This is a genomic window from Bacillus sp. ISL-18 (assembly GCF_018613415.1).
Classification (GTDB): Bacteria; Bacillota; Bacilli; order Bacillales; family Cytobacillaceae; genus Neobacillus.
In genome coordinates this window covers 32,835-45,005 of the sequence record NZ_JAGGQG010000031.1, presented here as the reverse complement: position 1 = coordinate 45,005, position 12,171 = coordinate 32,835, and the positions used below count along the sequence as shown (strand labels likewise).

Annotated in this window: 11 protein-coding genes, 1 pseudogene and 1 other annotated feature; of the genes and pseudogenes, 3 read left to right on the top strand and 9 right to left on the bottom strand. The window is 40.0% G+C overall.

The window, feature by feature from the left end:
- Window positions 1-62: 62 nt before the first annotated feature.
- From J7E81_RS28860 to J7E81_RS28830, 7 genes and pseudogenes are all read right to left on the bottom strand, one after another.
- The gene (locus J7E81_RS28860) at window positions 63-1,319 is read right to left on the bottom strand and encodes an aminopeptidase (RefSeq protein ID WP_215047609.1); all 1,257 of its coding nucleotides are present in this window, start codon (window positions 1,317-1,319) and stop codon (window positions 63-65) included.
- Between the two features lie 136 nt (window positions 1,320-1,455).
- Window positions 1,456-3,562 (bottom strand): annotated as a pseudogene (locus J7E81_RS28855) (MMPL family transporter).
- A 115-nt stretch (window positions 3,563-3,677) separates the two neighbouring features.
- Window positions 3,678-4,253 carry a TetR/AcrR family transcriptional regulator gene (locus J7E81_RS28850; RefSeq protein ID WP_215047608.1) on the bottom strand — a complete coding sequence of 192 codons (576 nt, stop codon included), beginning with the start codon at window positions 4,251-4,253 and terminating at the stop codon, window positions 3,678-3,680.
- 414 nt (window positions 4,254-4,667) lie between these two features.
- On the bottom strand, window positions 4,668-5,135 hold the full coding sequence (locus tag J7E81_RS28845) for a CD3072 family TudS-related putative desulfidase (protein ID WP_215047607.1): 468 nt from the start codon (window positions 5,133-5,135) through the stop codon (window positions 4,668-4,670).
- Window positions 5,125-5,700, bottom strand: coding sequence for a CD3073 family putative ECF transporter S component (locus J7E81_RS28840; RefSeq protein WP_215047606.1), 576 nt, complete (start codon window positions 5,698-5,700; stop codon window positions 5,125-5,127). The genes J7E81_RS28845 and J7E81_RS28840 overlap by 11 nt, the downstream gene beginning before the upstream one ends.
- A 17-nt stretch (window positions 5,701-5,717) precedes the next feature.
- On the bottom strand, window positions 5,718-6,605 hold the full coding sequence (locus tag J7E81_RS28835; RefSeq protein ID WP_215047605.1) for a selenium metabolism-associated LysR family transcriptional regulator: 888 nt from the start codon (window positions 6,603-6,605) through the stop codon (window positions 5,718-5,720).
- 560 nt (window positions 6,606-7,165) lie between these two features.
- Complete coding sequence (locus J7E81_RS28830) at window positions 7,166-7,942, bottom strand: nuclease-related domain-containing protein (RefSeq protein WP_251028952.1); 777 nt, start codon at window positions 7,940-7,942, stop codon at window positions 7,166-7,168.
- A gap of 316 nt (window positions 7,943-8,258) precedes the next feature.
- On the opposite strand from J7E81_RS28830, the gene J7E81_RS28825 reads away from it, so the two are divergent.
- A complete protein-coding gene (locus J7E81_RS28825; RefSeq protein ID WP_215047604.1) occupies window positions 8,259-8,831 on the top strand; it encodes a TetR/AcrR family transcriptional regulator in 573 nt (190 codons plus the stop codon).
- Window positions 8,832-8,863: 32 nt separating this feature from the next.
- On the opposite strand, the gene J7E81_RS28820 is transcribed toward J7E81_RS28825, so the two are convergent.
- Window positions 8,864-9,190 carry a hypothetical protein gene (locus tag J7E81_RS28820; RefSeq protein ID WP_215047603.1) on the bottom strand — a complete coding sequence of 109 codons (327 nt, stop codon included), beginning with the start codon at window positions 9,188-9,190 and terminating at the stop codon, window positions 8,864-8,866.
- A gap of 102 nt (window positions 9,191-9,292) precedes the next feature.
- The gene (locus J7E81_RS28815; protein WP_215047602.1) at window positions 9,293-9,547 is read right to left on the bottom strand and encodes an alpha/beta-type small acid-soluble spore protein; all 255 of its coding nucleotides are present in this window, start codon (window positions 9,545-9,547) and stop codon (window positions 9,293-9,295) included.
- 98 nt (window positions 9,548-9,645) lie between these two features.
- Window positions 9,646-9,858, top strand: a binding site (T-box leader).
- Between the two features lie 52 nt (window positions 9,859-9,910).
- On the opposite strand from J7E81_RS28815, the gene argS reads away from it, so the two are divergent.
- Both argS and J7E81_RS28805 read left to right on the top strand, forming a co-directional pair.
- Window positions 9,911-11,605 carry an arginine--tRNA ligase gene (argS, locus tag J7E81_RS28810; protein ID WP_215047601.1) on the top strand — a complete coding sequence of 565 codons (1,695 nt, stop codon included), beginning with the start codon at window positions 9,911-9,913 and terminating at the stop codon, window positions 11,603-11,605.
- Between the two features lie 74 nt (window positions 11,606-11,679).
- Window positions 11,680-12,147, top strand: coding sequence for a DinB family protein (locus J7E81_RS28805; RefSeq protein ID WP_215047600.1), 468 nt, complete (start codon window positions 11,680-11,682; stop codon window positions 12,145-12,147).
- Window positions 12,148-12,171 lie beyond the last annotated feature (24 nt).

The following is a 12,171-nucleotide window of genomic DNA, read 5'->3' as shown; positions in this document are numbered from 1 at the left end:
TTCAATATGGCACAAAAAAAACAATCCAGCTTCATAAAACTGGATTGTTTTTTTTGATCAAACTAGATTGCCCAATCCCCATTACGGAAGATAGGAACGATCGTACCATCTTGTTTAATGCCGTCAATATCCATCTTGTCAGAACCGATCATGAAGTCGACATGAACAGTCGAAGTATTCATGCCATTTTTGATTAATTCCTCTTCACTCATCTTTGTACCACCTTGAATCGTAGTAGGATAAGCTGCCCCTATGGCTAAGTGGTTGGATGCATTCTCATCATATAGAGTAGTAAAGAAGGTGATCCCAGATTGAGAAATAGGGGATGGGTCTGGAACGAGGGCAACTTCACCCAAGCCGGTTCCGCCTTCGTTATCAAAAACCAATTTCTTAATGGTCTCATCACCTTTTTCAGCGGAAATATCAACGATCTTTCCGTCTTTAAAGTGTACCTCGATGCCTTCAATTAATGTTCCAGCATAGCTAAGCGGCTTTGTACTGCGTACGACTCCATCCATACGGTGGGTATCAGGTGCGGTATAAACCTCTTCAGTTGGCATATTAGCGATAAACTCTTCCCCTTTTGGATTATGGCTTTCTGCGCTCATCCAAATATGATTTTTAGGCAGGCCTAAAGTCAAATCTGTACCAGGGGCTTTGTAATGCAAAGCATCAAACTGAATTTCATTTAATTTTGCTGCTTTATCATTCAATCTCTGCTTATGTTCATCCCAGGCTGTTACTGGGTCATCCGCATAAACACGGCAGGTTTTGAATATTTGGTCCCAAAGGGCATCGACTTGCTCTTCCGAGGTGGCTAAGTCAGGGAAGACCTTAGCTGCCCAGCCAGCTCCGGCAGCCGAAGCAACCGTCCATTTTAAATCGTCATTTTGTGTCGCTGTACGTTGAGCTTTGAAGGCCTTTCCGGCTTTATTTTGGTAGGCAGCAATTTTAGCGGGATCCACTTCATTTAATAAACCAGGATCACTTGAAACAATCGAAAGCCTGCTTACACGATGATTTAAAACATGGTCTTCAGATTCCTGAATTTCGTAGTCAGGGATGTTGGTTAATACTTCTACAGGTTGATGTAAGTAATTAAGTTTACTAATTTCATCATCAGACCATTTTATAATTACTTTTTCAGCACCTAGTGCATAGGCTTCTTTGGTGATATAACGTGCTAAAGGAGCTTGGTCAACAGTAATCGTCATTTTAACCCAATCGCCAGGCTGAACATTGATTCCTTTTGCAACAAGTAATCTTGCATATTTATGTAGATTTTCTTCAAAGTTAGGCAGCACTTTGTTTCCCTCCATTCATTTACCATCAATGACTATACTAGCATAGTATGCGAAATTTTCCAGAAACTAAGCCGTTCTTTCCCATCATGAATTTGATTTAAAAAAAGGTCAGTCTTTCAGAGGTGAGGGACTGACCTGTAATGGTCGAGATTTACCTGCTCTCGCTTGGTTTTTTATCTTTTTCCAGTAATACAATTAAACCGGGCAGTAAGATCCCTCTAATGAAGAAGGTATCAAGTAGAATTCCGACAGCAACAATGAAACCGAACACAAATAATAATTGAATCGGCTGGGTCATCAAGACGGCAAAAGTGGCAGCCAGGATGATTCCTGCCGATGAAATGACTCCGCCTGTGCTGGCAACAGCAATTTCCACTGCTTCCTTTACGGTATGTTTCTTTTGTTCCTCTTGGAATCTTGAGATTAGCATAATATTATAGTCAATTCCGAGAGCTACCAGGAAAACGAACGCATAAAGGGGAACGCGGTCACTGACGGTGCTGATATCAAAAAACAGACTGCTTAAAAACGTACCTAAACCCAGTGCAGCAAGGAAGGAAATTAAGATGGTCCCCATCATATAAATAGGCATCTTAAACGACTTGGTTAAGATAATTAACATGGCAAAAATTAAGATTGTCTCAAGCAGGACAATAACCAGTACATCGCGATTATTGGTCGCGCGATCATCTACTTTGGTAGCTGTTTCGCCTGCAAAATAAAGCTTTCCAACCAAACCACTGTTGTCGATTATTTTCCCGGATTTGTTAATGACTTTTTCCATCGCATCGATGGTCGAAGTGAAATATGGATTTCCCTTAAAGGTCAGGCTGTAGTTAATCACCTTTTGGTTTTCTGTTATCCTATTTACGCGGACACTGCTAACATGCGGCTGATTCGAGAGAACCTTTTTTAATTTCTCTTGTTGTTCGACAGTAACGGGCTTTGGTGATTCCAAAATAACGGTTGTTGGAGCCAGCTCCCCTTTTTCAAACTTTTTCTCTAATATCATAGCCTAATCATGATGGCATATCTTTAGGGAAAGACTTCATGGTGTCAAATTCATATTTAAGATTAAATATATTACTTGCAGCTAACAGAAGCAATATACCGATTGCAGCAACGGATAGACCGGGTTTATTGGCAACAAAACGACCTGCTTTGCTCCAAAGGGAATGGTGGTTAATAGCGGAATCCCCTACCTTTGGAACTTTAGGCCAGAAGGACTTCCTGCCAAAAAGGGTAAACAAGGCCGGAACAAGTGTAATCGAAGCCAGCATAATAATTAGCATCGTAGTGGCGAAAGCAGGAGCAAAATTATGATAGTCGCCGGACTTTGCAAAAAATAACACAAGCATTGCCGCGAGTACAGTTCCCCCTGAGAAGAATACAGGGGTACCCGTTTTCCTCATAGCTTCTTTCATGGCATCATATTTATTTTCATATGCTTTCAGCTCCTCACGGAAACGTAAGAAAACAAATAGTGAATAGTCTATAACCGCCGCAAAGAGAAGAATCGACATTATCGAAACGGTTTGGCTGGTCATCACGAGTCCTGCTTTTCCCATCAAACCGAGTGTTTGAGTCACAACCTCATAGACAAAGACTGCCGCAAGGAGTGGAATGAGTGCCAGCAATGGCGAGCGATAGATAATGATTAATAATAGAAGGATTAAACCAACTGTAGAGAAGATAAGGACTAAATCAGCACGTGAGAAAAGATCAAGTGTATCAGTTGCAATCCCTGCCGGTCCGGTCACATACAATTTTAATTTTGTTGTGTCGTTGGTAATCTTAGTAATTTCCTCAATTGACTTTTTCACTTCTTTTGTTTCTAGAGATGAATCAAAGGTTAAAGGAATGATGGCTGTCGTCTTGTCAGAAGAGAAGAATCCAGCTGCAGCCTGAGGAGGCAATGCTGATAAGGAGACTACTTGTTGTACTCCTTTGATTTTTTCATCTTTAACCTGGTCTAAAAGCTTCGTTAGATCACTAAGGCTGATCTCGCCATTTTTCATTTGGAAGACTAATATGGCCGGAAGCCCATCATTATCTTTAAAATATTGGTCAACTTTCTTTTGGGCAATGACGGATTTTGCGTCATCGGGAAGAGAAGCAATATTGGAAACCTCATAATCTCTTACACTTGGAGCAAAGACAGCTAAAAGCATAGTGAGAATTAGCCAGGCAGAAAGGGTAATCCACATTCCTTTTCTGGTTGTTACGCGGTCCGTAATAGCTTGGAGAAGATTTTTCATACATTTACTCCTTTTTTAATTAGTCCCCCTAAAGTGACAAATGTGTCACTTTAGGGGGAGAAAGAATAAACACCTGTGTTACTTTAATTATCAGTTAAAGTGACACTAGTGTCAATTATTCATTTCTTAACATTCCATGACGAATCATTTCTTTAATGGAACTAATCCATATGGAATGAGGAATTCCAAAGTGATTAGGAATCATAATCGTTTGAAAAATGAATCCAAGTATTAACGGATCGGGCAGTGTCTCTCTCAACTTTAATTCCTGCCTGCCAAGAGAGATGAAGCCTTGTAAATGTTGATACATATTTAAATGTTGTTTATCGAGCTTTTCGTGGTTTTCTTTGACCTTTTGGTTACCGTTGATGGGTATGCGGCGTCCTAATTCAATCATATGCGGAATGGTCGAATTCTTGAAAATAAGATTTATTAAAAAGTCAAACTGTGCATCAAAACCATCTACGGATTCAATGTCCTTTAATTCTGCCAGAAAATGCTCCATTTCATAGAGCATATAATCTGTGATGAGTTCTTCTTTATTATCGTAATACTTGTAAATGGCTCCTCTGGAGATTTCCAACTGGTCAGCTAAAAGACTAAATGAAAATCCTTCATAGCCATGTGCTAAAAGCATTTGTTTGGTAATTAGAAATAAACTATCTGTTGAAAATTTGCGTTCACGTGCCATGTGCTCACCCCAATCCTATTATAGACGATTGAGAGAGCAATGAAAATTCTCTCTAGTGATAGACTTGTGAACATTCATTTTTAAACAGCTAAGCCACAATATAGTTTCCTGTCCAACAAAGGAGGATTGTTCAAACTAACTAAACGTTTGATTAACTTTTTGAGGTGGTGAAAACTAATTAAACGTTTGATTGATTTTTTTAAGGTAGCGCTGGAAAACTAATTAAACGTTTGATTAGATGGAAATATGCCTATAGGGAAGGGATTTTGAGAACTAATCAAACGTTTAGTTAAAGAATAACAGTAAGGAAAAAAACTAAACGAACGTTTAATTAAATTTTTAAATGAAGTTGAAAACCGGAAAATACCGCTAGAGTAAAAGACAAGCCGGCCTCCATTTTGAGGCTGGCCTGTTTTACTTTTGAATATAATGCTCCTCACTCTTAAATTCCGGCTCACTTGTGTTCGGTAAATACCAGAGTGTTTTTAAGGTAATACCGTTTTCGGTAAACATCGCTCTCAGTTCTTCCATGAAAATTCCTCTTATCGGGTCACAAGATGGGCTGCTTTGTATTCCTAGTAAGCCCATAATCTCGTACCCGTTATTAACATAATCTTGTGCCTGAAGAAGGATCGAGAGTAAGATTTCCCTGCAATGTTTCCTGTATTCCGGGGTATTGTATTCTTCATAGGTCATTGATGGCCGGTCTAAACCAAGGAAGGTAAATTCCGGACAGGGAAGCTGAAGAAATCCGAATCCTTGTTTTAGGGCCCACTCAACTGCTGAAAGGACGGCGCCTTCTGCCCGGGCTTCACCTTCAATAACCGTATTCTGATTTAAAATGCAATGAGAGACGATTAAAATCTTTTTGCTACGCTGCATTACTTTTCCCCTTATTTATCATTTTTGAGAAATTTGGCAGACGGGAAACCATAAACGCAACCAGCAGGCAGGTAATAATTTTATCCATAAAGTTCCCAGTAATCCTTGAAATAAATGTCGAGGCAAACACGCTTTCTCCAGCAGAACGCAGCCATAAGACGACTAGGTCCATACCGCTTCGATTTAATCCTCCATAGACCGCCACGGCAATTGGCGTTCCGATAAGCGGAGCAATAATGGATAATACAATTCCGGTGAGTAAGGCAATGTACCATTTTCTAAAATCAAACCTTTTCCCCATGTATCCTGCAACCGATGCAATGGCAACATTGACAAGCCCAAAGAAGATCGCAGATGGTTCGGTTGTAACGCCAAGAACCATATTAGTTAAAGCGCCGGCCAATGCTCCCCACCATGGACCGAACAACACAGCAATAAGGACGGTTCCAATGGTATCGAGGAACAATAGCGGGATTTTCAGTGAAGAGACGACAGTGCCTAAGATAACGTTCAGTGCTATCGCCAATGCTGAGTAGGTTAAGATCAGTGTCTTGCTTGTTTTCATTCTATACTCCTCCTTGTTTAGGATCCTATTATTTCGGAAAATTCTTTGATAATCGGACGATCTTTCGCATCACTAAGAGTGGTAAAATAAAAATTTCGTTGGAAGGGCTCGAATTTTTCAATAATTTGAATCCGCTTTGCTTTGGCAGCTGGCACGGCTGCTAGTTTCGAAACAAAACTAATCCCAAGTCCTGCTTCTACCGCAGCAATGACGGCTTCAGTACTTCCGATGGATACAACAGGGTTTAAATCAGAAAGTGAAGGGGAATGGGAATGGATTGATAGGTAATCTTCCATAACCTTTCGGGTACCAGAACCCTCCTCTCTAATCACAAAATCAAACTGTTTAATTTGCTCAAAAGTCGGCTCATTAGAAAGCCCCAATGGATGGTGATAGGGGGCAATTAATACTAAGGCATCAGAGGAAACCTGTTTATAGCTAAGTGCTTTCGATTCAGAAGGCAGTCCGGTAATACAGACATCCACGAGCTGATTCTGAAGTTTTCTAAGAGCCTCTTTGGAATCGCTAATCTCAATGGTCACCGCTACGTTCGGATAGAGACTTCGGAATTTTTTAACCCAGCTTGGGACCAGGTAAGTTCCAGGGATGGTGCTGGCTCCGATGGTTAGGGTTCCTGTCAAGGTATCTTCAAAGGCACGGAGGTCATCTTCAAGCCTCCGCCAGCGCTGTACCATCTCTTTGGAGGCTTGGTAAACAAGCATACCTGCTGCCGTCGGCTGGATGCCCGAACTTCCTCGGTCTAAGAGGTCTAGCCCCAGTTCTTCTTCTAAACTCTTAATTTTTAAACTGGTCGCCGGTTGAGAACTTTTAAGAGCGATGGCTGCTTCGGAAAAACTTTTCTTTTCAATAACTAAAATAAATGCTTCAAGTTTCGTTAAATTCATAAATTCTCCATGAATGTATAAGATTTTTTAATACTTTGTATAAATTAATTTTAATGGGGGTAATTGGATTTTATAACCGAAAGATAAAAGAATATTTGTCTGCTTTGGAAAGACTTGATTAGGAACTATAGGTATCCTGTTCAAATAAGAAACGTGCATGATTTAGCGAATTGACGGGCTTTGTTTTTTTGAAAAAGGGTATTATTTAGACAAGTTATGTGGAGTTAAGGCAGTTATTGTCCAATAGCAGCGGTTCTAAAGGACAAAATTTCAGATTTGAAGAAAAAAATGTCCAATAGCAGAGTTCTATTGGACAAAAAAGTACCCCTGATTAAGAAATTGTCCAATAGAGCTGTTCTAAAGGACAAAACTTCTGATTTGAAGAAAAAAATGTCCAATAGCAGAGTCCTATTGGACAAAAAAGTTTCCCCGCTTAAGAAATTGTCCAATAGAGGGGTTCTAAAGGACAAAACTTCTAATTTGAGAGAAAAAATGTCCAATAGCGGAACACCTATTGAACAAAATAATCAAATTTTCTTGAAGTACTCCCAGCCAATCAATCAAACTAAAGTATCACTCATAATAAACCCATGACGCTCCCCAATCAAATTAAAGTTTCTCTCAAGAATCCGGTTTAATCTCCGCTTACACTCCACAACCTGACACCAATCATGGATTGTACTGGTTGTGATCTTTCGGTCTGGAAAAAGAAGCCGTAACTGTGCCACTTGCCGTAATACAGCTGATTCCACCTCCTCTTCATGACCGCATTCCCCACAGACACAGTATTTGCCGCGTAGAAAAACCATAAAAGAATGGCATACTTGAAAAACGATTCCCTTTTTTAATTGATCATGAGTATAAGCTGGCAAATTAGAATAGGGCGACTTAACAATATGAAGGGAGAGTAGTTGATCGGCAAGCCGTTCGTGCTTACTAGTTAATTTCGATGGGGTAGTGTTTATTTTATTTAAATAGCGTTTAACTTGTGTTGGGAGAACAAGTTGCTCATTCCGTGGGGCTTGATATAAGGAAAATTCAGGATTGATATGAACAACCCAAGGTTCAATTGGTATAGGATATCCAAGATATTGGAGCAATTGGCGGAGGAGAGAAGAACAGCGGTCCAATTGGAGTAGGGGGTCTTTCCGTTCTTTTTCAGTTATAGAATAGAACTTCTTATTTTCATAGAAGTAGTCACCTTCAAAGTTTTTCACTTCGTTTAGGTAAATAAGCTGTTGCATGATGATCAATGAATCAATTTGGAATTTTGTATGGTTGATCTCAAGTAGTAACCCATTTAAAATAAGACAATCACATTCAAGTTTTTCCGTCATCCCATTGAAAATCACCTCACCCTCATAGCCTCTTTTTAAGTTTTCGAAATTTTGCTTGTCATCCTTGGATAAATTCATTCGTGTAATTAATTAATCAAGGATAAGTAAGTCAGTCGATTTAGTTAAAGCCTTCTTAATCATCACTTCCACTTCCTTTCTAATATCAAATCTATTCTACTAAAAAATCTCTCCTTGATAAGTGAAAACTTTGAAAACATTTCCAAATATCTCTTACCTATGTTTGAAAGGAAGCAAAGGCTATGTTATAGTAAAATATGACCAGAGAACTAAATTAGTCAAATAGGAGGGTTGTGAAATGGCTTCCGACAGAAGAACCATGATTGTAGAAGCGGCAACAAAGTCCTTTTCTTTATTCGGCTATAAGGCCACCACCATGGACCAGGTAGCAAGGCTCGCTAATGTTGGAAAAGGAACCATTTATACCTTTTTTAAAAATAAAGAAGAACTATTTGAAGAAATCATATCTAAATTAGTAAAAGAAATGATTGCCGAGGCAGAAGCTGTTATCGAACCTGGATTACTATTCACGGAAAATGTTCACCGGGCTCTGACTCGATTATTAGCTTTTCGTTCGCAGCATCAGCTGATGATCAAGCTAGTCCAAGAGGAAAAAGAAATGGGGACATTAGCCGTATCAGATATGTTACGGCATGTTGAGGATGAAATCATTGCTTATTTAAGAAAAAAGATTAAAATAGCGATTGAAAAAGGAGCTATCCCACCTGGAAATACAGAGGTTATTAGTTTCCTCTTGTTAAAAATGTACATAGCCCTTGTTTCCGATTGGGAAAGAGATCATGAACCATTAAGTTCGGAGCAAATTGCCGAGCTCATGAAAATCTTCCTAGTAGGAGGAAAGACAAAATAAAAAGACTTGTGAGCACTCACAAGTCTTTTTTTCTAGCTCCAGCGTCTGGAAGCCCTAAGGTCAAAGCCGCTCTTCAGGGCGCTTTCGTTTCTTTTTGTATAATCATAATAAAACTGCCCTGAGGATCGTGCCATCGATGTTTTTCCTTTATTTGAATGCGTGTATTCTTCCATTAAAGATAAAAAGGTTCCACATAGGAATAGGACGATAGAGGCGGCGGTTATGCCGATGCCAAGTCCAAGTATAAGATTGTAACCGCTTGCAAAAATTCCGAATAAAAGAAAGATGATTCCAATTCCGCCACCGTAGGCTGCTGCCATTTTAAAAGCCCGTAAATTCTTTACCTGTTTTTCATGCATCTCAACCATTCCCCCTTATACTGAATATTCTACCAATTGTCACAGAATTGTCAAACTTTTTTTGAAATAGTGTTAGAGCCATTGACAAATGGCTCCTTTAAATTATTGCTTTTTACTCAAATTTTCCTGTGCCATTTTGACCAGTTCACGGACCATGCTGCCGCCTAGCCTGCCGCCGACCTTCCCAGCCTGTTCAGATGTCAGTTGGCCATTATACCCTTTTTTCAGGGGAACACCAACCTCTTCGGCTGCTTCAAATTTAGCATTCTCAGGACTACCCGATTGGACCACTCTTGCTTTTAAAGCGTCTAATCCATTACGGGCTTCTGGAACAAGTATTTTATTTCGTCTTGACATGAAAATCCCTCCTTACAGTAAGGATTCCCAATGAAAAAAATAATCAACGCCTATGGATAAATCCTAATCTTTCCAGTATAATAACTGTTAATCAACCTGTAAAATCTATGAAAAAGAGAGTAGTTATCTGGGAAGTCCTAGCGAGTCAGGGACGGTGGAAGCCTGATATTGAGCAGATAATGAAGCGCACTTTGGAGATGCCAGCCTGAACGAAATAGGGTGTGGCCGGAGATTCCTCCGTTACAAAAGAAAGCTGGTTCATGTGAACAATTAGAGTGGTACCGCGGGAAATACAAACTCTCGTCTCTTTTATAGAGGCGGGGGTTTTTTTATTTATTTTTATCAAAAAAGGAGGTTTTTAAAATGAACTATAAAAAGGAGCTGGCATCCATACTCAATGGGCTGCTTGACCAAGAAATTTCAACTGCACAATTGGAAATATTAATTGAAAAACCAAAAAATTCCGACCATGGAGACTTAGCATTCCCCTGTTTTACACTTGCTAAAATAAAACGAAAATCACCTAACGTTATTGCCAACGAACTAAGTGTGCAAATTAAATCACCAGCTTTCGTTAAGGTAGAGGTCGCAGGCGGGTATATCAATATCTTTTTAAATAAAAAGCTTGTGTCCGAAAAACTCATTAACCAAGTGATCACAGAAAAGGGACAATTTGGCGCACTTGATTTCGGGAAGGGCGGCACGGTCACGATTGATATGTCATCGCCGAATATTGCCAAGCCGTTCTCAATGGGGCATTTGCGTTCGACCGTGATAGGGAATGCCTTAGCCCATATAGCAGCAAAATGCGGCTATAAGCCGTTCAAGATTAACCACCTTGGCGATTGGGGTACACAGTTTGGAAAACTAATAACAGCCTATAAACTTTGGGGCGAAGAAGAAAACGTTAAACAAAATCCAATCAAAGAACTCTTATCCCTGTATATTAAATTCCATGAAGAGGCAGAAGAGGACAAATCATTAGAAGATGAAGGCCGCAGCTGGTTTAAAAAGCTGGAGGATGGAAATGAGGAGGCCCAGAAACTTTGGCAGTGGTTCCGCGATGAGTCACTAAAAGAGTTCTCGCGAATATATGACCTGATGAATGTAGAATTTGATTCGTTTGCCGGTGAAGCTTTTTACAATGACAAAATGGATCGAATCGTTAACCTGCTTGAGGAAAAACAGCTGTTAGTAGAATCTGATCAGGCGATGGTCGTGGATTTAACAGAGGAACAGCTCCCGCCATGTCTAATCAAAAAGTCGGATGGGGCTACCCTTTATGCCACCCGCGATTTGGCAGCGGCGCTGTATCGTAAAGAAAACTATGATTTTGTTCAGTCGTTATATGTAGTCGGCCATGAACAAAGTCTGCATTTCAAGCAGCTTATCGCAGTTCTAGGGAAAATGGGCTATGAATGGGCTGAGAAAATGGTTCATGTCCCATTCGGAATGATGTTAAAAGACGGCAAAAAGATGTCCACACGTAAGGGTAAGGTCGTTTTATTAGAGGAAGTATTAAACGAGTCGATTGCCATGGCCCGCCATAATATTAAAGAAAAGAATCCGAATTTGCTCAACAAGGATCAGGTAGCGAAACAGGTCGGCGTAGGAGCGGTCATTTTCCATGATTTAAAAAATAACCGCATGAATGATATTGAATTCTCCCTGGAGGAAATGCTCCGTTTTGAAGGAGAGACAGGACCATATGTGCAGTACACCTTTGCACGTGCATGCTCGATTTTACGAAAAGGAGAGTATCACGCAGAAGCCCTTGCCGAAAACGAGCCAAATACGTGGGAAAAGGAATGGAAGGTCGCGAGTCTCTTGCTTGACTTTGCACCGGCTATTAAGCGGGCATGTGAGAATCATGATCCATCGCTTGTCGCGAAGTACATTATTGATGTAGCGCAAAGCTTTAACAAGTACTATGCAGAAGTGAAAATCCTAGAGGAAAATGAAAATCTAGCGTCACGCCTAGCACTTGTCTATTCGGTTACCATTGTACTTAAGGAGGGCTTGCGCCTGTTAGGTATTGAAGCACCCGAAGAAATGTAAAGTCATTTCATTTAATATTAGTTCACTATTGAGTATAGAATAGAAAGCGAGAAGGTATGAGAGGAGAAGATAGAATGAGTGAACTTCTAATTAAAAGCTTTGAGCTGACAAGAAGTAAATTAGTAAAAAGTGTAGAGATGCTTGATGGGGCAAATGTGGATGTACAACCAGTGGGATTTAACAATACCATCCATTGGCATGTGGGACATGTCCTAACGGTTGCAGAACAATTTATGTTTGGTTTTCCTATAAAGTCAACCAGTCTTCCTGCTAATTATATGGAGTTTTTTGCCACTGGTACAAAACCTGCTGATTGGCAAGGTGAGGTTCCATCCATAAAAGTATTAGCGGAGCAGTTAAAAGACCAAATGAACAGAATCAAGGTAATTCCGGCCGAGAGCTTTAGTGAAAAGTTAAAAACACCGTTTCTTGGTCAAGAAACCTTTGGAGAATTGGCTAATTTTGCTATCTTCCATGAGGCGATCCATCTAGGGCAAATTCAGGCGATGAACCGAGTAATTGAGACAGCAAACACCAAATAATTTTCGCGGAAAGTCGTTTCTATT